Genomic DNA, 22,156 nt, shown 5'->3' on the forward strand with positions numbered 1-22,156 from the left:
CGTCAGGGACAAGATCAGCACGCACCCCGGACACCCTGCCGACCAAGATCGTCGAGTACAAGACCCGCAGCTCAACTCATTCTGAAACGATCAGTTAGTTGTGCCGTCTCATGAGGTTGGTGCCGCATCAGCGGTGGTAACGACGCGCCAATGAGCGGTGCCCGGGTGGGGCCGGCTGCGCCGGCCGCCTGGGCAGGGTTTGTGGCATGGCGGCGAAGTGCTGAGCCTCCTTGAGCTCGAATCTCTGCGGGCTGGATCAGAGCCCGCCAGCTCGCCATGGTCGACAGTCAGTACCAGAGGGCCGCACAGACCTGAGCCTTGATGGCGGACCGGCCGCGGGGCGGCTGAACCGGGCAAGTAAGTCAAGCCTTACTTTCAAACAAATTTGGCTGCATAGTGGGGGCCGAGTCGAGAGGAAGGATATTTTTGTCCCAGTTCAATGAGGTTGCCGCGGGACAGGTCGAGGTGGAGCAGGCTCATGTGACCGCCATGTACCGGCTGCTCGATGAGCGATTGGCTGATGCACGGGCCCAGCTGGCGGATGTGCTGAGGTCGTCGGCCGACAGCGCGGGCGAGGTGTACGCGCGCGATGTCGCCGCAGAGCGTCTGGCAGGTCAGGTTCGTCGCCTGGAGGGGGCCGAGGAGGGGTTGGCGTTCGGCCGGGTTGACGGCACGGACGGAACCGCCCTGCACATCGGACGGCTCGGCCTGCACACGGGTGACCGGGACCTGCCACTGCTCGTCGACTGGCGAGCGGACGCGGCGCGGCCTTTCTACGAGGCGACGACCGTCCACCCCATGGGGCTGCGGCGCCGGCGTCATCTGCGGGTCGAGGGCCGTGCGGTACGTGCGGTGAGCGACGAGCTACTGGACGGATCGTCGGCCACAGCCGGCGATATCGTCGGCGACGGACCGCTGGCGGAGGCGCTGGAGGCGCAGCGCACGGGGCGGATGCGTGCGGCGGTGGCGACGTTGCAGGCGGAGCAGGACGCGATCGTGCGGTCCCCGCATCGGGGGACAACGGTGGTGCAGGGCGGCCCCGGTACGGGCAAGACCGTGGTTGCGCTGCACCGGGCGGCATACGTGCTCTACGCGTTCCCGGGAGTGGCCGCTCGCGGTGTGCTGGTGCTCGGGCCGAACGCGCGGTTCCTCGAATACGTTTCCCAGGTGCTCCCCTCGTTGGGGGAGAACGACGTGCTCCTGGCGACGTGCGCGGAGCTGGCCGGAGTGGAGCCCGCAACTGTGGAGTCCTTTGTTGTCGCGCGCCTTAAGGGGAGTTCCGCGCTGGCCGAGGCGCTCGCGGCCCTGGTGCGCTCCCTGCAGGCACCGGCCGGCGGCTTCGCGGTCCGGGTGGGGCAGCAGTCGGTCCGGCTGGAGAGCGTAGATGTCGCGGCGGCGCGGGAGGCCGCGCTGGCGGGCGATCTGGCGCACAACCGTGCGCGGGAGGTGTTCAAGGAGCACCTGATCGTCGCGGTCACGAATGCCCTGAAGCGCGATGCCGTCGAGGCCCTCGAACATATCGACGCCGAGGTCGCCGAGAGCACGGGCATGGATCTCGATGCCGCGGCCGAGGCCGATCTGCGGACTCTCGGTTTCGACGACGCGCCGGCCGCGGATCCGGCCGAGGTGTTCGACGCGGATGCCGTCCGCGCGGACCTCTCGGGCGACGCCCACGTCGACCGTGCGGTGGAGTCCCTCTGGCCGCGGCTGACGCCCGACGTGGTCGTGCGGACCCTGCTGGCAGACGCTCGCATGTTGGCGAGGCACCTACCCTCGCTCGCCGGGGAGGAGCGGTCCCGGCTGGTGCGCTCGCCTGATGCCCCGTGGACGGATGCCGATGTGCCGCTGCTGGATGAGGCGGCGGCCCTGGTGGACGGGCTGCCGGAGCGGTCGTTCGGGCACGTCGTGGTCGATGAGGCCCAGGAACTGACCGCGATGCAGTGGCGGATGGTGATGCGTCGGTGTCCGGCCAGGTCGATGACTCTGGTGGGTGACTTTGCCCAGGCGGGCCCTGCGACGGCGGCGAGCGACTGGTCCCAGGCGCTGGGTCCTTACATAGGCAGCAGGTTCTCCCTGCACACATTGACCGTCAGCTACCGCACGACCCAGGAGATCCTTGCGAGCACCCACGGCCTGCTGGCGCGGATCGCCCCCGGTCAGACACCGAGCCGGTCGATCCGCCACGGCGTTCCTCCCCGCCACCTCACCGCCTGCCCGCACTCCGTCGCCACCACGGTGGCCGGGGAGCTTCGGGAGCAGGCGCAAGCGCACCCGGGCGACCTGCTCGCCGTGATCTGCGCGGACGACCGGGTCGAGGAGTTGGCGTCGGCTGATGTCGCGCGGTGGGCGCGCGTGGTGCCGGCTTCCGAAGCCCGCGGCCTGGAGTTCGACGCGATCGTCGTCGTCGCTCCGGAGGAGATAGCCGCAGCCCGCCCCGGCGGTGAGCGCGACCTGTATGTCGCCCTCACGCGTGCGACCAAGAGACTGTGCACGATCGCCGTGAACACGGCGTCACAGCACACCTCATGACGCCTGTGATGGACACTCGGAGCTGGGACCTCGACGGGCTGATGTGACGGGACATCTCATCGCCCCGCTGACGCCTGAAGGGCGGCGCCGGTTATGTGAGCGCGTGGATGCCGGGCGTCCGGTCGCGCACGTCGGGGCGGAGGCCGGGAACTCCCGCCGTCGCCTGGCCAAGTGGTACGCCCGCTGGCGCGCGCACGCCGAAGCCGGGCTTGTGGACCATTCCTCCCGGCCTCCCACGAGCCCGGCCCGCCCCGCCGAGGACGTCGCGGACCTGATCGAGGCGCTGCGGCGGCAGACCGAGCACGGGCCCGCCCGCCTCGCCGCGGACCCGCAGCGACTGCACGGCATCACCGTCGCGCCCGCCTCCGTCCACCGCGTCCTCGTAAGCCGCGGGGTCAATCGGCTGCGCGACCTGGACCCGCCCAGCAGCGAGCAGTTGCGCGAGGTGATCCGCTACGAGCATGCCCACCCCGGCGAGCTGGTCCACGTCGACATCAAGAAGCTAGGTCACATCCCGGCCGGCGGCGGCTGGCGCATGCACGGCCATGGCACCGACGGCGCGCGGGCCTCCAAGGGCGCCGGCCCAAGGACCGGGAAGGTCGGCTACACCTACCTCCACTACCTCCACTCCGCGCTCGACGACCACTCCCGGCTCGCCTATCTCGAGGCCCTGGAGGACGAGAAGGCGGCGACCGCGGCTGCCTTCTGGCACCGGGCCGTCGCGTTCTTCGCCGCCCACGGCGTCACGCCCGTCCGCCGCGTCATCACGACACCGGCGCGTGCTACCGCTCCCGGACCTGGGCGGACGTGCTCACGAAGGCCGGCACAGAGCGCAAGCGCACCCGTCCCTACTCACCGCGAACCAACGGCAAGGTCGAACGGCCCGCTTCGGAGCGCTGAGGCTGTCCACCACCGCCACGTCGAACCACCCCCACCACACAGTGCAGACCGGGGCATTGCACGCCTGCTTGCGGTGGCGTAGCGGCAGGGGCCGCCACCGCGACATCCTGACCGCCGAACAACGGAACGGCATAGGCATGCTTCGTGGGGCGCATGGGTCGGCTACTCGCCGGTTACGCCGTCGATGGCCTCGCGGAGGAGGTCCGCGTGGCCGACGTGCCGGGCGTACTCCTCGATCACGTGCTCCAGGACGAACCTCACGTCGGTGTCACCGAATTCCGGGTTCGGCACGATGCGTGCGAGGTCGACGGTCACCTTGGCGAATACCTGCCGCGACTCCTCGCACGCCTTCAGATAGTCCTCGTAGACCACCTTGGCCGACGTAGTGTCCGACTCGTCGTACCACTCGCCACCGTCAGCGGTGGCGTAGGTCCGATAGGGAAAGAATTGAGGCGCCGTGCCGGCCAACGTCCGCTGGAACCAGGCACGCTCGACCCCCTGAAGGTGGCGCATGAGCCCCAGCAGGGTCAACGCCGACGACCGTACCGGACGTAGCCGCAGTTGTTCATCCGAAAGGCCTTCGCACTTCCACAGGAAGGTCGCTCGGTGGTAGTCGAGATTCGAGGCGATCACCTCCAGCCACGAGCCCGATACTGCGCGCTCAGGCCGGACGATCTTCTGGACCACCATGTCGCTCAAGCTGGTATCTCCTCACCGGTCATCGTGCTTGGTCGCGTTCGTACGTGCCCACGATCCGAGGACCGGCCGGCGTCTCTACCGGCACCTCCCGTGTGCGCGTCCGTCTCAGAAGACCTCTCTTCGTATCAGGACTCATCGCCCGACGCTCGATGCCGCCTCGAAAGTTGCCCTCCACGGGTGCGCGTCGGCGGCGGCTTGAGCGCAACCCGGCGAACCACTGGGGTCGCCGCACTGAGCCGTGTATCGGAAGTGAATCTTGAACGTAGGGTGTCGGCATGTCGCTGAGTCACATAGCCCTCTCGTCCGGACGTTCGATCGAGCTCACCGAGCTGCGAATGTCTTCGACCTACGGAGGGATGCTGGAGGGCTACCCGTGCAAGCCCATCAATGACATGAAGGTCGGGAGCCTTCAGCGGCAGGCTGAACGTGCGTTTCCCTCCACGCCAGTACACCTGGTGCCCCCCTCTCGCGATTACCCGGACCAGACTGCCGGCGCCTTCGGCCCCGTTGAGGTGCTGCCCCCCGTGGCCTGCATCGGTGCCTTCCGCTCGACAGCGGTCGCCCCGGAACTCGACTCGGCACTGCACCGGTCCGCTCTCACCGTGGTCTGGTTCCAGACCGGCTTGGATGTCCCGTCGGGCAAGGACGCCGACCTTGTGCTGCGCAGCATTCGCTGGGAGGAGCGGGCCCAGGACTACGAGCTCTAGCGACGGGTGCCGATCACAGCCACTCACTGATCGCAGCGATCAGGACGGTCGCCTCGTAGCGCACCGCAAGCTTGTGGTAGCGCGTGGCGACAGCCCGGTTCCTCTTGAGGCAGTTGATGCCGCACTCGACCGCGTGACGCTCGCGGTAGTCGGCCGGGTCGAAGCGCGGGGGTCGGCCTCCGCGGGAGCCAAGCTTCTGACGGTTGCGGGCCTGGTCGTCCATGTCGGGGATGGTGCAGCGGTTCCTGCGGCGGCGCAGGTAGGCGCGGTTACTGTGGGAGGCGTACGCCTTGTCGGTCCGCACGCGGTCGGGGCGGACGCGTGGCCGGCCCGGTCCGACGCGGGGCACGCGGACCTTCTCCCATACGGGTTCGAACGGTGGCGAGTCTCCGCGCTGCACGGCCGTGATCACGATCGACATGGGCTTTCGGCTCTGCTCGACGGCCAGGTGGAGCTTGGTGGCGAACCCGCCGCGTGAGCGTCCCAGCCCATGGTCATGGGGCTCGGTGAAGATGCCTCCCGGTGGTTCCTCCTGCAGGGTCGCCCTGCCTTCGGGCTCCGGCCGGGTTATTCGGGCGTTGAAAGGGGCCCCAAGACGGCACGAAGCCCTGCTAGAGGCTCAGGGCTGTCGTTCACCGTCCTAGCAGCCGCCGGATCACGTCGTCCAGTTCGTGTCCGTCGGCTGTCGGTTCATCGTCGGTCTTCCAGGCCACGAAGCCGTCCGGGCGCACGAGGACCGCGCCGTCGGGTGTCGTCCCATGAACGGCCGACCACTCGGGCCCCTCTCCGGTGTCGAGGTCGTATGCGGCTCCCCGGCCGATGAGGTGGGCCTCGAGCGGCACACCCTGCCGTCCGGCCGCCCTGCGCGCCGCTTCAGACCAGTCCGGGCGTCCGCAGAGCAGGACGAAGGACTGCTCGTACAGGTCGATGGTGGAGAGGACCTCACCGTCGCGTACGACCTGCATGTGGGGGGCGCGGGTACCCGGGTCGGCACACAGGCGCAACAGGTCGGGGACGACGGGTCCGCCGGCACCGGCCACCGCCGGGGACGTGTAGCGGTATCCCAGCGCCACCGTGATCGGTACCTCGGAGTAGCCCGCCGATTTCCTGGCGGTATAACCGGAGTTCTGGTCGCTGCGCGCCTGAGCGGTCGACCGTGCGCTGATGGCCTGGGCCAGGGGGCGTCGCTCGGCCTCGTAGGTGTCGAGCAGGCGGGGGTCCGCCCAGCCGCGCAGGACGGCGGCGACCTTCCACGCGAGGTTGTGTGCGTCCTGGATGCCGATGTTGGCGCCGAAGGCTCCGGTCGGCGGCATTTCGTGTGCCGAGTCACCGACGAGGAACACCCGACCGTCCCGGTAGACGTCCGCCAGCCGCTCCGCGGCGCACCAGGGTGCCTTGCTGGTGATCTCGATATCCAGATCGCGCATCCCGGCCGCCGCGCGGATGTGCTCGGTGCACAGTTCGTCGGTGAAGTGCTCGGCCGTCTGTCCCCTTTCGGGGAACCAGGGCAGCTGGAAGATCCAGCGCTCCTTGTCGTCCACGGGCTGCAGCACGCCCTGGCCCGCAGGATCGGTGACGTAGCACAGGACGAAATGGTCCTCCCCCACCATCTCGCGCAACATCCTGCTGCGGAAGGCAATACTGAGGCGGTTGAACAGGACTCCCGGTCCCGTCTGCCCGATGCCGAGCCGCTCGCGCACGGTGCTGCGTGGTCCATCGGCAGCGAGCAGGTAGTCCGCGCGCAGCGTGCGGGACGCACCGGATTCCGTGTCGCGCACGACGGCCGCCACCCCACGATCGTCCTGTGTGAACGACATCAGCTCCGTCGCGAACCGTACGTCCCCGCCGAGTTCCCTGGTGCCCCGCAGCAGCACCGGTTCGAGGTCGCTCTGGGGGCAATCGCAGCGAACCGCCGAACAAAGACCGTGCTCGGGCGGTCTTCCGGTGACCGGCGCCTGCAGCCACTCCCGGAGTTCGCCGTGCAGCGTGTCCACCCGGAGGATGCCCCGGTTGTGGGACAGGGTCCCCGCCGCCCGGCGGATCGCCGGCTCCAAACCTGCGGTCCGGAAGAGTTCCATCGTCCGCATGTTGGTGCGCCGGCCGCGCGGGTGCTCTGACAGCGTCGCGCGGCGTTCGACAACCTGGTGGCGGATACCCAGGCGCCCGAGGAACAACGATGCGGACAGTCCTACGAGCGCTCCCCCGGCAATCAGCACGGGTACGTGTTCGTCACCGTCACCGCTATCGTTCATACGATCGTCTCCTCCAGGGTCCGGAGCGCCGTGCTGTACCAGCGCCTCCCTGGAGGACTCTCCCCCACCTCTGCCGACATCTGGCCGACACGCTCGAGTGATCGCCCGGATGCCGTATGGCGGCCGCGATGGACCGACCGCCGCTGCACAGGCTGCAGGCCGGCAGGCGAGGGCGAGTCCTTGGATCGGACGTCGGCTGCGATTTGATGCACTCAATGCACTTCAAGACGAAAGCGTGTCGGGGATAGCAGGGCCCCGGCTGGCTGGCTGGCTGGCTGGCTGGCTGGCTGGCTGGCTGGCTGGCTGGCGCCGAACGTCGCCTCGTCCTTGCAGGGGATGAGCGTCGTCGTCGGCCTCCCATGGCTTCGGCCGAGCCACCCCAGACCTCCAGATCACCGCTCCCAGAGTGATCCAACCAGCTTGAAGATCATTCCGTCAGGAGCTCTCAATGGCATGCTCCTGAACGAAGTCCCCGGATTCCGGGTGATCTGGATCCTCGGCCGGGGCGGTGGCTCGCAGCGCCGCCGCGACCCGGCGGTTGCTGGTCATGGTCGCGGTGATGGTGGTCATGGTGAGGAGGAGGCCGGCTGCGGTGTAGAGGGGGGTGCGTACGTCGTAGGCGGTGGCCAGCCAGCCGCCGAGGAAGGCGCCGAACGGGGCGGCGCACATGGCGAGCATGCGGGAGGTGGCGGCGACCCGGCCCATCAGGTGGGCGGGGACGATCGCCTGTCGGAGAGAGGGCGCGAGCACCATCGTGGCGCCCATGCCCGCTCCGCAGACGGCGAGCGCGAGGCCGGCGACATACGGGTTCGGGGCGGCGGCAAGGCCCACAACGGCGAGTCCCTCGACTGCGGCCGTGCAGGTCAGCGCGGCGCCGGTGCCGAGTCGTCGGCCGAGGAAGGAGGCGATGCCTGCGCCGAGCAGACCGCCGGTGGCCTCCGCCGTGAGGAGCAGGCCGAAGCCGAAGGTGTCGATGCCGAGACCATCGTGCGCGAAGAGGGCGAGTACGGTCTCCACGGCGAGGAAGGCGATGTTCCCGACCGCCGGACGCAGCGCGAGCCCGAGCAGCAGTTGATCCCGGAATACGTACGACGCGCCGGCTCGCGCCTGCCGCAGCAGCGACTCACGGGCCTGCGGTGCGGGCCGGGGTGCGGCGGGAAGTGACCGTACGAGCAGTGCGGAGAGCGCGAACGAGACCGCGTCGGCGAGCAGCGGGATTGCCCGTCCGAGCGCGAGAAGGGCACTGCCCGCGGGGGGCCCGGCGAAGCCGGACGCGGCGGTCTGGGTGCCGCGCAGGCGGGAGTTGGCGCGCTCCAGGAGTGCGGGGTCGCGGCCGAGCAGATCCGGCAGGTAGGCCGTGGCGGCTGTGTCGAAGAAGAGTCCGCCGAGGCCGAGTAAGAAGGCGACGGCCGCGAGCAGTGGAATGCTCAGCACGTCGAGCGCGGCCGCTGCCGCGGGTATCGCGAGCAGCATCGCACGTGCCGTGTCCGTGACCCACATCGTGCGCCGACGGTCCCAGCGGTCCACCAGCGCACCGCCGAGCACCCCGAAGAGCAGCCACGGCAGGGTTCCGGCGGCCGTGACGGCGGCGAGCGCCATCGGATCCCGCGTCAACGTCAACGCGAGCAGCGGCAGTGCGGCATGCGTCACCCCGTCACCGAGCGAGGACACCGTCTGTGCGGTCCACAGCCGTCCGAACCCGGTCGGCAGCTTCCGGATGTCTGAGGTCACTTGGCGTCTCCTTCGGCCTGCTGGCGCGGTGCCGGGTGGAACAGTGCGAAGACGAGTGACGCGTCCGGCAGCGACGGATCGGACAGCTCCCGGTACTCGTCCGCCAGCGCCTGCAACCGCGCCCCCAACTCTGCGAACTGCTCCTCGGTGAGCCGCAGATGCGCCATCCGCACATGCCGTGCGCCATCCGCCGGCGCTGCCTCCAAGTCCGCCACCGCATGCCGCATCAGCACATCCGGCCCTCCCTCGCCCGGATCCGGCAGCACGATCGCCCGCGCGGCCATCGCGTAGTACCGCTCGGTGACCCCCCGCACCTTCCGCGTCCGCACCACCTTCACGAGGCCGGCCCGCTCCAGCAGCCGTACGTGATAGCTGGAACTCCCCTTCGCGAGACCAACGCGCTCGGCGATCTGCGTGATCGTCGCCGGCTCGAAGCGGAGCACGGCCATGATCCGGTGACGCGTGAGATTGGAGACGGCGCGCAGCTGTTCGTCAGTGGTGACGTGAAAGGTCTCGGGAAGGTCATCGGCAGGCATGCGAGAAATGGTCAACGATTCTTGACCATTGCGCAAGGGGATTGCACGCGGACGTCCAGAATCTGCCGCCCGGCGCGCGAGAGCTGCCGAAAGGCCTTCGATCCACCACGCCGGTCCGCGACGCCCCGGCCGCGCCGACCGTCGCGGACGAAAGCCGCGCCGGCTGCACCCGGGACACGTGCAAGCACGGGACCGACGCGGACGAGAACGCTGCGGCACTCGCGCCGACGGCCTCCCCGAGGAGGCCGTCGCCTCCCCCGAGATCGGCGCGAAGTGCTCGCTGACCGGGGGCAGTTGGTATAGCCCGTACGACCACCGGTATCCGGCAGTGCGGGGAGGCTCGACCTCGACGACCTGGTCCGTGGTCAGCTCCGGGAGTCCTCGGGGGGTGCGGGGTTCACGACTTTCAGCGCATGACCGACACGGGGATGCGCAGATTCGTGGCCCCTTATGGGTGGCCTGCGGTCGTCCGGGCCGGTGGTTGACCGGCTCACCAGGCGGGGCGGATCGGTCCCGGTGGCGCAAGCCGGGTGAGGTCGGCGACCAGTTCACTGAAGCGCGCCTCGCCCAGCGCCTCCTGCCATGGTGCGACGGCTGCCCGGGCCGCTTGGTCGGCGGCGCGAGTGGCGGCCCAGCCGGCCTCGGTCAGCCGCAGGAGCCGGGCGCGGGCATCGTGGGGGTGCGGGTGCCGCACGACGTATCCCTTGCGGACCAGTTCCTCGACCAGCTGGGCGGCGGCCTGCTTGGTCACCCCCAGGTGCTCGGCCAGGTTGGCCGTAGTGGCGTCGCCGACGGAGATGCGGGCAAAGGCGAAGCCGTGTGCCGGCCGCACGTCCTCGAATCCCTGCTGGGACACGCGAGCGTGGATCTCCTGTACCAACTGGCCGGAGAGTGCCAACACGACCGCAGAGAAGGCCAGAGCGTCATCCATGGGTTTGACTATAGGCCGTCAAGCTGCTTGTCTTTATAGACAAGCAGCTTGTCTATAAAGGAGGTTGGCGTGTCCTTCATCAGAAGTCACGAGGCCGTCGTGCACGAGCTCCACGGTGCCCGCTTCGTTTCCTACGTCCGTCCGGGCACGGGGAGTCGGGATCTCGCCGCCTGGCGCGGCGAGATCCCGGCCAAAACGGTGGCCCCGGCCCACACGATCAGTCACGAGGAGACGTTCTACGTTCTGTCCGGTCGTCTTCGGCTCACCATCGGCGGCGAGAGCGCCGAACTCGGCGTCGATGACGCGGCGGTGGCTCCGGCAGGCTCTGAACTGGCGGTCGCCAACATGACCGACCAGCCCGCGCACATATGGGTCACGACACGTGTCGGGCTCACTGCCAAGCTGGCCGACGGCAACACCATCACGCCGCCCTGGACTCATTAGGCCCGCAGAGGGCCTGTGGCCACGCTTCCCGGATCAGCGACACCTCGGTCGCCGCCGAGCCCTCCGCCTTCTGCTGCTGGGCGAGCTCCTGCACCGGCCGGCACTGCGCTACGACGGCCCCCGGCACCGACCCCCGCGGGCGCCGACACTGACCCCAGCGGCCGTCCGCACGCGGGCCGAGGCGCACGTGAACGGACCGAAGGCCGTCAGGACGAGTCCGCTGCCTGACGTCGTCCGCGCCCGGGCTGATCGCGGCCCGGGCGCGACGGCGGGTAGGGCCGTCCCAGGGGGGCACAGTCCCTCAGTCCCGTTTCGGAGTTGCTCCTCGAGGAGGAGCTCGCCCCCACGGGCCAGGGTCTGGAGTAACTGCCTTTGCGAGTCCCTCCGGCGCCTGCTGCTGCCGGGCAATCATGAAGCTCAGGTCGTCCTCGCTGAACCAGCCGCTCGCGCTGTTTTCGGCGGCGACGAGCTTGTCCAGGCCGAGGCAGCGCATCCAGCCGCGCGGCGTGGTGACCACACCAAAGCCCGGGCCGAACGGGCTGACGCGAGCGGACGCAGCGTTCAGAACACGTTGATCGCAGACGGCGCCCGTTCCGCGCGAGTCAGGGCCCGGAGCAGGGCCGCTTGGCCATGGCGCCGGACGGCAAGCCCGGTCAACAGGGAAATGACGGGATCCACAGCATCGCCGGGAAGCTCTGGAGCACCGAGGCCCACACTGACCGCCAGGTCATCCATATGCACAGAGAGCTCGACCATCCGCGTCACGAGGAAATCGTCCAGCCTCAACGCCCACCCTGTTTGAGGCATGAACACCACCCGGTCGCCCTGGACCTCCTCAAGGCCGGTTCGCTGCCGGTCGAGTGAGATATGGACCCGCTCGACCAGCGGTCGCGCACCGTCAGATGAGATGCCTTCGCCCTTCGCCCGAATCCCAGAGTTGATCTCGCCGTCGAGCGGCGCGTCGATCCACACGGCCCGCGCATAGTGCTCCAGCACAGGGATGGGTTCCTGCTCGGAGGCGGGCCCCTCCAGCGCCGGATCCACGCTGAAAACCTGATACGCGAGGTGGCCGGCCAGACCGCCGACAGTCCACTGTGCCAACGCGCTGGGTTTCTCCCACGAGGCCGCCACTTCAGGTGTGTCCAGCAACGCCACGGCCTGCGCGGCGGTCTCCAAGTAGGCGTTCTTCAGACTCACAAGCCCCCCTGATCCGTCCGGAGTCCCAACCCTACGCAGCGACGCGGAGGTTGAAGGCCCGATGCCACCCGCCTGTCCACGCAGCGCACTCGCTCCGCGAGGACACAGCGCCCGGACACCGGCCCACTCGGCGACCTGCCCGGCCAGATCCTCGGCAGCGGGAAGAAGTGATCGTTCATGGGGCGGTTCCAGGGCGCGCCGTGCTCTCTCCTCTCCCCCCGAGGCGCGAACGGCCTCGGCCGCGTTGTCCCTCGGCAGCCGTGTCGCGTGGGACGCGGGTACGTGCGTAACAAGGCGGTCGGCATCAGCCGTGACCGGTGGGCCGCCGTCCCCGGTGTCTGAGGACAGCGATACGGCGACAGCCCCGATCAACAAATCAGCAGCAGCTCAGTACTTCCGCGCGGGAGAGCTGTAACTACCCTCGTTCGAGGCGCTGGCATGGCGCCCTGCCGACAGTTGGCGCTCAACGGACCGAGGAAGCGTGACGCAATGACCAGCCGACTCATCGCACTCTCCTTCGACGCGCACCAGCCGGACCGCCTGGCGCATTTCTGGTCCGGGGTCCTGAACTTGGAGAGAGCCGACGATTCCGACCACAGCGTCGCCCTGACGTCCGGGAATGATGCCGGGTACCGGATCGGCTTCCGTCCCACCCGCGTGCAGAAGATCGCCCAGAACCGGCTGCACTTCGACCTGACCAGCTCCTCCCTGGAAGACCAGCAGAAGACGGTGGCCCGGGCGCTCAGCCTCGGCGCGCGGCACACCGACGTCGGCCAGGGACCGGACGCGGCCCATGTGGTGCTCGCCGACCCCGAGGGCAACGAGTTCTGTGTCATCGAGCCGGGCAACAGCTTCCTCGCCGGCTGTGGCTTCATCGGAGCGCTCGCCTGCGATGGTTCGCGGGCCGTGGGCTACTTCTGGAGCGAGGCGCTGGGCTGGCCGCTGGTCTGGGACCAGGACGAGGAGACCGCCATCCAGTCACCGAACGGTGGTACGAAGATCACGTGGGGCGGACCTCCGTTGATGCCGGACCCCGGCAAGGACCTGCACTTCGACCTCGCACCGGACGGCGATCAGCAGCCGGAGGTCGATCGCCTGCTCTCCCTCGGAGCGAAGCGTCTCGACTCCGCCTACGGCGAGAACGGCGCGGTGCTGCTGGCCGACCCCGACGGCAATGAGTTCCGCGTGCTCCCGCACCAGTGAAGCCGGACCCCGTGGAAGCCGCGGTCGGCGGTTGCTGCGGCGGTGGTCAAACATGCCCCGGACACCGCGGACGCAGGTTGGCGGGAACAATCACGCCACCTTGGTGCCCGGCGTCCGAACTCCGGTAGGGACCGGCCGCCGGGGCGGGACCGGCTGCTTGTCTCACCCCCCTCCGGTCTGGACGCCCTGGACGAGGATCTCGGCTGAGAACGCGCGCCGGTTGTCGTGCGGCTGCCGGGGCGGCCATGGCCTGCCGCCGGCACAGGCAACCGCATCCACCCTGATGAACGCGGCTGTCCCTGCTTCGGCCGTCGCGGCGGCAGCAGGGACGGACTAGTGGCCGGGAGACTCGACCCGTTCCCCGTCGCCGACCTGGTCCCCGTCACCAGCCTGGAACGGCATCACGTACGCGGTACCCGAGGCGGTCGCGGTGCCTGTGGCACCGGTGCTCGTGCGGCAGGCGGCAGGCGGCAGGCGGCAGTCACTCGAGGGGGTCAGGATCGTCCGGCGTATGCCGGGCCAGGCCAGGAGCACGGCACCCGCGGACGCTGCCGGGGGTGAGCTGCGGCTCGGGCTCCGGCTTGAGGCCGTCGGCGATCGGATAGACAGTGAGAACCATGAACCGGCACCGGCAGCCATCGCGGCGGACTCCGTGGATCGCGGGCGGAGCGGCCGTGGTCGCCCTGGGAGCCGGTCTGGGGGCCTGGGCTCTGGTGTCGTCCCACCACGGCGGCAGCAGCCCCCACTCGACGCCGTCACCCTCGGTGACGGCGTTGCCGTCGGTGCCGGTATCGCCGTCCACGCCGAGTCTCTCCCTGTCCCCTTCGCCGCGGCCGTCTACCCCGAGTTCACCGGCCTCGGTGAACCCAAGTTCACAGGCCTCGGCGACCCCGAGTTCACCGGCCTCGGCGACCCCGAGTTCACCGGCCCTGGCGACCCCGCCACCGGCCCACACACCCGCACCCAGACCGACCCGCACCGTACGGCCGGTGCCGACCGCCACCCGGCCCGCGCCCCACCAAACGCCCCCGGCTCCCCCGCCGCCGGTGCGCACACCGACCACGAAGCCGGCCCCTCCCCGCACACCGACGCCCCGACCGTCCGTCACCCCGCCCCGGCCGACCCCGCCCCCAATCACCCCACCGCCTTCGCAGACACCGGTGCCCAGACCGTCCGCGACCTCGCCCCGGCCGCCGGCCCCGCCCCGGTCCTCGCCGTCCCCCACGACGACGCGGCCGAGCCCGCCCCCGGTCACCTCGCAGCCTTCGCAGGCACCGCTGCCCGTGACTCCGGCTCCGACGACCACCGGCAACAAACCGGGAACCACCACCTGGGTCACGTCGCCGGAGGCGGTTGCGGCCGCCAAGCGGATGGCAGCTGCCAAGGCGGTCGGCGACCCGGTCTGCTCGCTGTCGGCCGTGGGACAGCCGGACCCCAACCTCGTACCGCAGGGCCGGCCTATCGGCATCGGGCACTATGGCGACTACTGGTGCCTGATCTGGTAGCCCACCACGGGCAAAGCCGCGCCCGGGCCGCACCGACGCGCAGCCGTTCTAGGCCCCTACACCCATGCGAGCCGGGGGGAGCGAGAGTGGGCACGACGTCGGGCGGGGCCCGTTCGGTGGCGCGTTCACCCGATCAGACGATCGGGCGCCTGCCCGCCGCATGTTGCTCCCGGATGGGCCTCCGTCTGTCGGCCTTCCGGTCTGTCCGATCGGCCCCCATCGCACGCCAGGGGCCGGGTGTCGCAGGCAGGAGGAGAGCGGCCCGGCGGCGCCGGCGCGAGACGTCGATGGGTCAGCCCCGCGGGTCCGCCGGTTCCAGCGGGCCGCCGATGTCCAAGGCGCCCAGCCGGGCATTGCACCAGCCGACCAGCAGGATGTCGAAATCGGTCATCGCCCGTTCGCGGCCGATGGCCACGGCCGCCTACATCGACGCGGCAGCGGATCCCGGGACACCAGAAACGGCCGCGGGGCGCAGGACCGTCACCCGGTCGCCCTGCGCCTGGCCACACACGGTGAGCGGACGGGCGGCACCTCTTCATTATTTGTGGTCGCGCAGGAAGGCAGGGATTTCGGCACGGGTCGGGGAGTTCGGCAGGGGGGCCGGCTTGTCCTGAAGGAAGGCAGTGATGACGGTGGCGGCCCGGTCGTTGTTGTCGTCGAGGCCGTTCCACATGTGGTGTCCGACTCCGGGCATGTACTGGGTGCGTTGGACGGCGGGGTCATCGGCAAGGACGGTGGTCGCCCATTGACGGACCTGGGAGGAGCACTCGGCGATCATCAGCATCGCGGGAGTCCTGGACTGCCTCAGCTGCGAGGCGATGGAGGGTGAGTCCTTGACCGTCTGCTGGATGCGGAGGCTGGCGGCGGGGCTGAAGGAGAAGTTCTGTGCGGTGTCCTCGGTGGGGATGCGCTGCGCGTCGCGCGCGCAGTAGGCGGATGCGGTGTCACTGCCGAGGTCGGCGGCGGTGAAGGCGTTGTCGCCTTCGGCCTGTCCGATCAGCCCGGTGCCGGGGGTGAGAAGTCCGAGTCGCATGAGGCCGAACGCCACGGCGTACCGGGGGATGTGCGTCGATCGCGGTCCGGTCATGGTCGGCGCGAGGCCGCGCGCGGATTTTTGGCCCTTGTGCCCGGTGATGTGCGCGGTGGGGCCGTCCATGGGGCCGGGCTCGGCGATGATCGCCCGGTGCAAGCGTGCGGCCACGTTCGGGTCGGCCAGGGCTCGGGTGAGCACGACCCCGCCCGAGGAGAATCCGAGGATGTCGACCTTGCCCTTGTTCAGGCGGTCGACGAAGGCGGCGAGGTCGCGGACCGACCTGGAGATCGTGTACTGGCCCATGGGGAGCAGATCGCTTCGTCCGCCACCGGCCTGTTCGTAGGCGTAGATGTCGTAGCCCTGGCGTGCCAGGAGCCGCAGGAACCGGTGGTCGAGCACCGAGATGCCTCGGACCGGTCCGCCGTTGAGGTAGACGAACGGGATGGGATGCCGGGTGCCGGAGCCCGCGGGCGGGTAGTGGTAGACGGCGACCCGGCTGCCCGTAGTCAGGCTCCAGTGCTGCGTGGTCACGAACGGCAGGGCGGGCGGGTACTGCCGGGTCGTCGGCACGGTCGGGATGCAGACGGCCGCCGTCAATGCTGCCGCGACAACCACCGGCAGGAACGGCACGAGCCGTGCCGGCCAAGTGCGGCGCCGGCCCCGCCACGTGGCGAGGACAGCCCCGACTCCCAGGGTCGTCAGCCATGCGGCGAGCCCCGATCCTGCCCCGTCCGTGAGGGCGATCAGTGCGAGAAAGACGACGACCAGCGTCGCGACGGCGGCCAGGGCGGACAGTAAGCGTCCGGTGAAGCGGACGAGGCGGCGTATGGCGGACGTGGGCAAGGCGAACCTCCGACAGTTTCAGAACGCTGTTTCAAAACGACGTTATCAAACAGGGTAGGCTACTGACCGTGGGTAGGCCGAGAACAAACGACGAGGCCGTCAAAGAGCGGCTTGTGGCGTGCGCGACCGAGATGCTCGCCACCCGTCCGCAGGAGTCGGTCACGGTCCGCGCCGTGGCCGCTGCCGCCGAGGCGTCGACGACGGCGGTGTACTCCTTGTTCGGCGACAAGGAGGGGCTGATCGGTGCGGTGCGCGACAAAGCCGTCGCCGGCCTGTTCCAGGACGTGTCAGCGGTGCAGACCTCCGCGGACCCTCTCGCCGACCTCTACGCGCTGGCCGTCGCATACCGTCGTTGGGGGCGCGGACACAGCCATCTGTACACGGTGTTGTTCGGTGGCGTGCAGTCCTTCGACCCCTCGGGGGAGGTCGGCGCCCGTGACCCGATCCGTCCGCTCCTCACGGCGATCGATCGCGCGTTGGCGGCGCCCGTCCTCGCCGGCGAAGCAACGTCGATCGCCCTGTCGATCTGGGCCACCCTGCACGGGCTCGTGACTCTCGAACTGGCCGGGGCGTTCGACGCCGCCACAGCCGACGCCGCATTCCGCTCGACGATCCACGCCACACTCCGCGGGTGGACGACCCCGGCGGTGTTCCGCAGTCTCCGCCAAGCCGGACTCACTCCCTGACAGGATCAGGGCCGGTATCCGGACTCTGCCGGTCCTGGTCGGAGGCCCTGTCGTTCTTGAAGTCGCGAAGTGGACGTCGCCGAACCCGACGACGACCTTGACGCACGCTCCGATCTGCTCGACGGCGGCCCCCATGCCATGCCGATTCTCCGAGCAGGTCCGGGTGGTGGTCTACTCCGGGACGAGGACGGTGAGCCACTCCGCTTCGCGCGGCCGGTACCCGTAGCGGTTCCAGAGTCCTGAGACGATCGCCGGGGCGTGGCCGGCTCCGTAGACGACGGCCACCCGGATCGCTTCGTCGCCGCGTTCCGAGTGGATCTCGCCGAGCGCGTCGAGCAGTCGCTGGTCGCGCCGGTCGGTCATCGCGTGCTCCACAGGGCTGTCGGCCATCAACTCCGTCCGCAGTGTCGACGGCAGGTCCTCGACCTCCTGGTCTTCGTCGAGGAAGGCAAGCGGACCGCACAGCGCGAACACCAGACCCATCACGGGGGCTGCGACCATGAGCAGTACGTAGCTCCACCGTGGCGGTGTCTTCACTCCGGCCGATCTTCCCCGGATTCCCTCCATGATTTTGAGGGCGCATTCCCTGAGTCGGAGGCGGACTTGGGAGTAGAACGTCGGCGATGCCACATGCAGCATCGGGAAGATCACGAATTCAAGTGGCGTCCCTGGCCGCCTCATGCGGATCACGGCAGAGCGGACGGCCTATCCGGTCACATCGACGCCGCTCGTTTCTCTGGGTCCCTGGGCGTCGTCGGCGTGTTCCTGTCCGAGGGCCGGCAAAGCGGGTGTGCGGGTCGGCGCCGATGAGTTTTGGGCGGACGGCCGGTCCTAGAGTTGTACCCGGCGCCGACAACGAGAGGCTGAGCCCGATGAGCCACCTGACCGCGATGTTGGAGAAGTACGTTGCCGAGGGCGTCTTTCCCGGGGCGGTGGCTCTGGTGGACCGCGCCGGCGACGTGGAGGTCGCGGCCGTGGGATCGGCGGAGCAGGGAGGCTCGGCGCCGTTGCAAGCCGACGCTCTGTTCCGGCTCTCCTCGGTCACCAAGCCCGTGACTGCCGCCGCCGTGCTGGCGCTGGTCGACGACGGCGTGCTCACCCTGGACGCGCCGATCGCGCGCTGGCTGCCCGAGCTGGCGTCCCCGGTGGTCGTCCGTACTCCCGCCAGCGGGTTGGACGATGTGGTGCCGGCCGCCCGTCCCATCACCGTGGAGGACGTCCTGTCGTCGCGCTCGGGGTGGGGCTTCGGAGCGGATTTCACCGCGCCGGTGCTTCAACCGCTGTTCGCGGACGTGGCCGTGTACAACGGCGGGCCACGTCCGACGGCGAGTCCGGACGAGTGGGTTGCCGCCCTCGCGGGCCTTCCGCTGCTGCGCCAGCCCGGAGAGGCGTTCCTCTACAACGCCAGTTCCGACCTGCAGGGAGTACTCGTCGCACGGGCGGCAGGGCGCCCGCTGCCGGAGTTCCTGGCCGAGCGGATCTTCGAGCCGCTCGGGATGGTGGACACCGGATTCGACGTACCGGCCGCGGCGCGACACCGCCTCACCCCCTACTACCGGACCGACCCCGACGGCGCCCTGACCTTCGCCGACGCTCCCGACGGCGCCTGGTCCACTCCGCCCGTGTTTCCCTCGGGTGCGGGCGGTCTGGTGGCCACCGCCGCGGACTGGCTCGCCTTCGGCCGCATGCTGCTCGCCGGTGGCGGCACCGTGCTCTCTCCCGAGTCCGTGCGCCTCATGACGACGGATCACCTCACCCCCGTGCAGCGCGAAGAGGGCTCCCTCTTCCTGCAGGGCCAGGGCTGGGGATACGGCGGATCGGTCGACATCACCACTGCTGAGCCCTGGAACGTCCCCGGCCGCTACGGGTGGGTGGGCGGCACCGGCACCGCCGCCCACATCGTCCCGGCCACCGATACGGTCACCGTCCTCCTCACCCCCTGCGGCCTGCCCGGCCCAGCCTTCCCCGCCTGGATGCGCGACTTCTGGACCTATGCCGCAACCTCCTGACTGCCTGACCGTCCTGCTGCCGACCCCCACGGCACGCGCCGCCGGCCCAGACCCCTGGGCCGCCGTCCTGTTCCCGCCCGCCGTCACACCACCGCGTCGTACGCGGCCCGCACGCGCACGCCGTCAGTACGAGGCCGAGGGGTGCTCTGGGCGAACACACCCAGACGCAGCACGAGATAGCGGCCGATCCCGACGAGCGCGGTGGCCGACAGGTACACCGTCTGCTGCAGGACGAGTCCGGCGCCGGGGCGAAGTGCGGCCAGCGCGCCGACCGCGGCGGACGTGACCAGCCACCCGAGGGCAGTGGTGGCCGCGCTCTCCAGGTGACCTGCCAGACCGGGCCGTCCGTGGCCGAACGAGACACGAGCGTGCAGCTCGGTCGCGACCACGGTGGAGGCGACGGCGGTCAGCGCATTCGCCGCCATCCACGGAATCCACCGCGAGAGCAGGACCAGGGCTGCGGAGGCCGCCAGGGTGACCACACTGCCCAGTCCGGCGAAGCGTCCGAAGGCCGCCGCGTGCCGACGGATCAGTCGCAAGCCGCTCATGGTGATCCCCTCCCGGGCAGCTGGCCCTGGCAGGGCCGTCGTCGTCATGCCGCAGAGCGTGGCCGAACCCCCATTCAGCGCGGTTTCAGAGCGTTTTCAGGTCCGGCGACGGTGGTGAAACCGGTACGGCGACAAGCAGCCGCCTGCCTCGACTGTGCTCAGCCGATCGGCGGGGTGGAGTCGGGGCGCTGTGCTCAGCCGCAGTACGCCGTTGGCCCTGGCGGTGTACTCATGACGGGCGTTCTTTGCGATCTTTCGTTCGGCCGCTTCGCCAAGGTCGACGCCCAGCATCTCCGCGATCGCCGTGGGGTAGCGGAAGACGTCGGCGAGTTCTTCACCGCGGTCGAGCGGGCCCTTGCGCCACGCCGTGAGAGCCTCGCCAGCCTCGGCCGTGAGCAGCCCGTACTCATACGGCATGTCGGTCGTGTCGAAGCCCCTGGCGAGCTGTCCCGCGACGTTCGGCCACGCCGCCCGGGCCGAGACAGCCGGGGCACTGAGGGTGAGGGCGGTGGGGGCGAGCGGGAGCTGGAACAGGACGGCGAGCATATGGGCGGGGGGCGGGGGGCGGGGAGCATGGCCCGGCGCGGCCACCGACTCGACGTACAGGGGGTGGACGCCCCAGGGCATTGCGGTCGTCAGGGTCGCACCGCCCGACGCGTCGGCGGACAGCGCGGCGGCGCTGCCGGGCTACTGGTCCCGGGCGTGGAGGAACTGGTCGAGGCCGCTCGCCGCGCAGCCCGGGGTGCCGGCCGTGCGTTTCGTTCGTGGACCGCCTTCCACCTGCCGAAACGCTGCCGAAACGCTCTGGAGGATCACGCCGGCGGTCCCAGTCCGCTTCCGGAACAGGGCTGCCCCGATCACCCTCCTGTGGCCCATCACTCTCCACGCCGCCCGAACGACGGACACATGCGGCTCCAGCGGCGCGACTCCGTGTACCAACTCCGCTGTCCGCCGGCCACTCGGGAATCGGGGCGGGAAAGCGCACCGGACGCACAGCGGTGGCCCGATGGCGCCGAGTGACATATCCATGAAATAGCAAAGTCGGCGAACCAGGGAGAACAGTGCGATGACCTCAGGCGACGAAGCAATCACCTGTCCGTTCGACTTCAGCGAGGGCTTGGAGTTCGATCCCTCCCTGACGGCGCTCATGGACCGTGGTTCCATCGCCCGGATACGGCTGCCCTACGGTGCCGCCGATGCCTGGCTGGTCACCGGCTTCGAGGGGGTGCAGCAGGTGACCACCGATCAGCGGTTCAGCCGGGCGGGGATCATGGGGTCCGACTTCCCCCGGCTGACGCCGGAGCCCATCGTCTCCGCCGAGTCGATCAATGTGATGGACCCGCCGCACAGCAGCCGCCTGCGCCACCTGGCGTCGCAGGCGTTCACCCAGCGGCGGGTGGACGCAATGCGAGCAAGGATCACCCGTCTCGCGGACGCCCTGCTCGACGAGATGGCCGAGCAGGGACCGCCGGCGGACCTCGTAGGCCATCTGTCGAACCCACTCCCCCAGCACACCGTCTTCGACCTGTTCGGCATTCCCCAGGGCGACTGGAGCCGGATGCAGCAGAACCTGCAGCGACTCCTCGCCACCGGCCCGGACAGCCGCACGACCGCCGCAGCCGCCAAGACCGAACTGCGCGACTACTTCACCGCACTGGTCGAACAGCGGCGGAGTTCTCCCGGCGACGACCTGATCAGCGCGTTGGCCACCGCGAAGGACGGCGAGGACGCACTCGACGACCAGGAAGTGGCCGTGATGGCGCTCACGCTGACGCTCAGCGGGCAGGACACGGCCACCTGCCAGATCAGCGACATCTGCTACCTCCTCCTGACCCGGCCCGAACTGATGAAACGCCTGCGCAGCCGGCCGGAGACCCTCACGGACGTCCTGAACGAGCTGCTTCGCGTCATCCCTTTCCGCAAGGGAGTCGGCATTCCCCGTGTGGCACGGGAGGACGTGGAGATGGCCGGGGTACGGATCAGAAAGGGCGACTTCGTCCATGTGTCGTACCTGACGGCGAACCGCGACCCCCAGCGATACCCGGACCCGCAGTCCATCGACCCCGACCGGCCCTCGGCACCGCACATGACCTTCGGCTGGGGCGGGCACCGCTGCATCGCCGTACCCCTGGCCATGGCAGAACTGGAAGTAGCCATCGGACGGCTGCTGGACCGGTTCCCCGGTCTGCGGCTCGCGGTCCCACCTCAGGAAATCCGCTGGGACACCGAGACCATCCGGCGCTTCCCGATCGAGCTGCCCGTCGCCTGGTAAGGGCCTCGCACTGATCCAGTCACACACCCACCCCGAGCCCGGCAGGCACACCCAGTCCCTCACCTCGTAGCAGCCACACCGCGAACCTGACACGTCATCCCCGGTCGGCACAAGCGACCGGTGGGGGTTCT

General features: G+C 69.8%; 21 protein-coding genes. 9 read left to right on the plus strand and 12 right to left on the minus strand.

Features of this window, described 5'->3' with window-relative positions; genetic code table 11:
- Positions 1 to 489: 489 nt before the first annotated feature.
- Positions 490 to 2,529, plus strand: coding sequence for a HelD family protein (locus ACWDGI_RS40430; RefSeq protein WP_450768117.1), 2,040 nt, complete (start codon positions 490 to 492; stop codon positions 2,527 to 2,529).
- A 43-nt stretch (positions 2,530 to 2,572) separates the two neighbouring features.
- Positions 2,573 to 3,511 (plus strand): helix-turn-helix domain-containing protein, encoded by a 939-nt coding sequence (locus ACWDGI_RS40435; protein WP_450768011.1) that lies wholly within the window; start codon positions 2,573 to 2,575, stop codon positions 3,509 to 3,511.
- An 80-nt stretch (positions 3,512 to 3,591) separates the two neighbouring features.
- Here the strand turns inward: ACWDGI_RS40435 and ACWDGI_RS40440 are convergent, their stop codons facing one another.
- Entirely contained in the window at positions 3,592 to 4,128 is a 537-nt protein-coding gene (locus ACWDGI_RS40440; protein ID WP_450768013.1) for a DinB family protein, read from the minus strand.
- Between the two features lie 275 nt (positions 4,129 to 4,403).
- Between ACWDGI_RS40440 and ACWDGI_RS40445 the strand changes: the two genes are divergently transcribed.
- Positions 4,404 to 4,835 (plus strand): hypothetical protein, encoded by a 432-nt coding sequence (locus tag ACWDGI_RS40445; protein WP_450768015.1) that lies wholly within the window; start codon positions 4,404 to 4,406, stop codon positions 4,833 to 4,835.
- Positions 4,836 to 4,848: 13 nt separating this feature from the next.
- On the opposite strand, the gene ACWDGI_RS40450 is transcribed toward ACWDGI_RS40445, so the two are convergent.
- The 5 genes from ACWDGI_RS40450 to ACWDGI_RS40470 form a co-directional block, all read right to left on the minus strand.
- Positions 4,849 to 5,406, minus strand: coding sequence for a transposase (locus ACWDGI_RS40450; protein WP_450768118.1), 558 nt, complete (start codon positions 5,404 to 5,406; stop codon positions 4,849 to 4,851).
- 61 nt (positions 5,407 to 5,467) lie between these two features.
- Complete coding sequence (locus tag ACWDGI_RS40455) at positions 5,468 to 7,087, minus strand: FAD-dependent monooxygenase (protein WP_450768017.1); 1,620 nt, start codon at positions 7,085 to 7,087, stop codon at positions 5,468 to 5,470.
- A 435-nt stretch (positions 7,088 to 7,522) separates the two neighbouring features.
- On the minus strand, positions 7,523 to 8,818 hold the full coding sequence (locus tag ACWDGI_RS40460) for an MFS transporter (RefSeq protein ID WP_450768019.1): 1,296 nt from the start codon (positions 8,816 to 8,818) through the stop codon (positions 7,523 to 7,525).
- Entirely contained in the window at positions 8,815 to 9,354 is a 540-nt protein-coding gene (locus tag ACWDGI_RS40465; RefSeq protein WP_450768021.1) for an ArsR/SmtB family transcription factor, read from the minus strand. The genes ACWDGI_RS40460 and ACWDGI_RS40465 overlap by 4 nt, the downstream gene beginning before the upstream one ends.
- 490 nt (positions 9,355 to 9,844) lie before the next feature.
- Complete coding sequence (locus ACWDGI_RS40470; RefSeq protein ID WP_450768023.1) at positions 9,845 to 10,285, minus strand: MarR family winged helix-turn-helix transcriptional regulator; 441 nt, start codon at positions 10,283 to 10,285, stop codon at positions 9,845 to 9,847.
- Between the two features lie 69 nt (positions 10,286 to 10,354).
- Between ACWDGI_RS40470 and ACWDGI_RS40475 the strand changes: the two genes are divergently transcribed.
- Entirely contained in the window at positions 10,355 to 10,729 is a 375-nt protein-coding gene (locus ACWDGI_RS40475) for a cupin domain-containing protein (protein ID WP_450768025.1), read from the plus strand.
- A 561-nt stretch (positions 10,730 to 11,290) separates the two neighbouring features.
- Here the strand turns inward: ACWDGI_RS40475 and ACWDGI_RS40480 are convergent.
- Positions 11,291 to 11,926 (minus strand): maleylpyruvate isomerase N-terminal domain-containing protein, encoded by a 636-nt coding sequence (locus ACWDGI_RS40480; RefSeq protein WP_450768027.1) that lies wholly within the window; start codon positions 11,924 to 11,926, stop codon positions 11,291 to 11,293.
- A 489-nt stretch (positions 11,927 to 12,415) separates the two neighbouring features.
- On the opposite strand from ACWDGI_RS40480, the gene ACWDGI_RS40485 reads away from it, so the two are divergent.
- Complete coding sequence (locus ACWDGI_RS40485) at positions 12,416 to 13,129, plus strand: VOC family protein (RefSeq protein WP_450768029.1); 714 nt, start codon at positions 12,416 to 12,418, stop codon at positions 13,127 to 13,129.
- A 481-nt stretch (positions 13,130 to 13,610) separates the two neighbouring features.
- Here ACWDGI_RS40485 and ACWDGI_RS40490 read toward each other — a convergent pair whose 3' ends face one another.
- Positions 13,611 to 14,384: a hypothetical protein gene (locus tag ACWDGI_RS40490; RefSeq protein ID WP_450768031.1), complete on the minus strand. Its 774-nt coding sequence runs from the start codon at positions 14,382 to 14,384 to the stop codon at positions 13,611 to 13,613.
- Between the two features lie 28 nt (positions 14,385 to 14,412).
- Between ACWDGI_RS40490 and ACWDGI_RS40495 the strand changes: the two genes are divergently transcribed.
- Positions 14,413 to 14,634 (plus strand): hypothetical protein, encoded by a 222-nt coding sequence (locus ACWDGI_RS40495; protein WP_450768033.1) that lies wholly within the window; start codon positions 14,413 to 14,415, stop codon positions 14,632 to 14,634.
- A 538-nt stretch (positions 14,635 to 15,172) separates the two neighbouring features.
- Here the strand turns inward: ACWDGI_RS40495 and ACWDGI_RS40500 are convergent.
- Complete coding sequence (locus ACWDGI_RS40500) at positions 15,173 to 16,510, minus strand: alpha/beta fold hydrolase (RefSeq protein ID WP_450768035.1); 1,338 nt, start codon at positions 16,508 to 16,510, stop codon at positions 15,173 to 15,175.
- Positions 16,511 to 16,578: 68 nt separating this feature from the next.
- Between ACWDGI_RS40500 and ACWDGI_RS40505 the strand changes: the two genes are divergently transcribed.
- Entirely contained in the window at positions 16,579 to 17,196 is a 618-nt protein-coding gene (locus ACWDGI_RS40505) for a TetR/AcrR family transcriptional regulator (RefSeq protein WP_450768037.1), read from the plus strand.
- Positions 17,197 to 17,367: 171 nt separating this feature from the next.
- Here ACWDGI_RS40505 and ACWDGI_RS40510 read toward each other — a convergent pair whose 3' ends face one another.
- Positions 17,368 to 17,697, minus strand: a complete 330-nt coding sequence (locus tag ACWDGI_RS40510) for a hypothetical protein (RefSeq protein WP_450768038.1) — start codon at positions 17,695 to 17,697, stop codon at positions 17,368 to 17,370.
- A 371-nt stretch (positions 17,698 to 18,068) separates the two neighbouring features.
- On the opposite strand from ACWDGI_RS40510, the gene ACWDGI_RS40515 reads away from it, so the two are divergent.
- Entirely contained in the window at positions 18,069 to 19,205 is a 1,137-nt protein-coding gene (locus ACWDGI_RS40515) for a serine hydrolase domain-containing protein (protein WP_450768039.1), read from the plus strand.
- Between the two features lie 83 nt (positions 19,206 to 19,288).
- On the opposite strand, the gene ACWDGI_RS40520 is transcribed toward ACWDGI_RS40515, so the two are convergent.
- Both ACWDGI_RS40520 and ACWDGI_RS40525 read right to left on the minus strand, forming a co-directional pair.
- Complete coding sequence (locus ACWDGI_RS40520) at positions 19,289 to 19,753, minus strand: hypothetical protein (protein WP_450768040.1); 465 nt, start codon at positions 19,751 to 19,753, stop codon at positions 19,289 to 19,291.
- A 96-nt stretch (positions 19,754 to 19,849) separates the two neighbouring features.
- Entirely contained in the window at positions 19,850 to 20,299 is a 450-nt protein-coding gene (locus ACWDGI_RS40525) for a hypothetical protein (protein WP_450768041.1), read from the minus strand.
- Between the two features lie 520 nt (positions 20,300 to 20,819).
- On the opposite strand from ACWDGI_RS40525, the gene ACWDGI_RS40530 reads away from it, so the two are divergent.
- Entirely contained in the window at positions 20,820 to 22,025 is a 1,206-nt protein-coding gene (locus ACWDGI_RS40530) for a cytochrome P450 (RefSeq protein WP_450768042.1), read from the plus strand.
- Positions 22,026 to 22,156: the final 131 nt, after the last annotated feature.

It is taken from the genome of Streptomyces sp. NPDC001220 (assembly GCF_053597895.1).

What these genes read in the sequence shown, in the direction of transcription:
- ACWDGI_RS40485 (WP_450768029.1), top strand. Translation starts at nt 12,416, where the DNA reads ATGACCAGCCGACTCATCGCACTCTCCTTCGACGCGCACCAGCCGGAC.
- ACWDGI_RS40520 (WP_450768040.1), bottom strand. Translation starts at nt 19,753, where the DNA reads ATGAGCGGCTTGCGACTGATCCGTCGGCACGCGGCGGCCTTCGGACGC.
- ACWDGI_RS40515 (WP_450768039.1), top strand. Translation starts at nt 18,069, where the DNA reads ATGAGCCACCTGACCGCGATGTTGGAGAAGTACGTTGCCGAGGGCGTC.
- ACWDGI_RS40530 (WP_450768042.1), top strand. Translation starts at nt 20,820, where the DNA reads ATGACCTCAGGCGACGAAGCAATCACCTGTCCGTTCGACTTCAGCGAG.
- ACWDGI_RS40430 (WP_450768117.1), top strand. Translation starts at nt 490, where the DNA reads ATGTACCGGCTGCTCGATGAGCGATTGGCTGATGCACGGGCCCAGCTG.
- ACWDGI_RS40445 (WP_450768015.1), top strand. Translation starts at nt 4,404, where the DNA reads ATGTCGCTGAGTCACATAGCCCTCTCGTCCGGACGTTCGATCGAGCTC.
- ACWDGI_RS40465 (WP_450768021.1), bottom strand. Translation starts at nt 9,354, where the DNA reads ATGCCTGCCGATGACCTTCCCGAGACCTTTCACGTCACCACTGACGAA.
- ACWDGI_RS40510 (WP_450768038.1), bottom strand. Translation starts at nt 17,697, where the DNA reads ATGGTCGCAGCCCCCGTGATGGGTCTGGTGTTCGCGCTGTGCGGTCCG.
- ACWDGI_RS40525 (WP_450768041.1), bottom strand. Translation starts at nt 20,299, where the DNA reads ATGCTCGCCGTCCTGTTCCAGCTCCCGCTCGCCCCCACCGCCCTCACC.
- ACWDGI_RS40455 (WP_450768017.1), bottom strand. Translation starts at nt 7,087, where the DNA reads ATGAACGATAGCGGTGACGGTGACGAACACGTACCCGTGCTGATTGCC.
- ACWDGI_RS40470 (WP_450768023.1), bottom strand. Translation starts at nt 10,285, where the DNA reads ATGGATGACGCTCTGGCCTTCTCTGCGGTCGTGTTGGCACTCTCCGGC.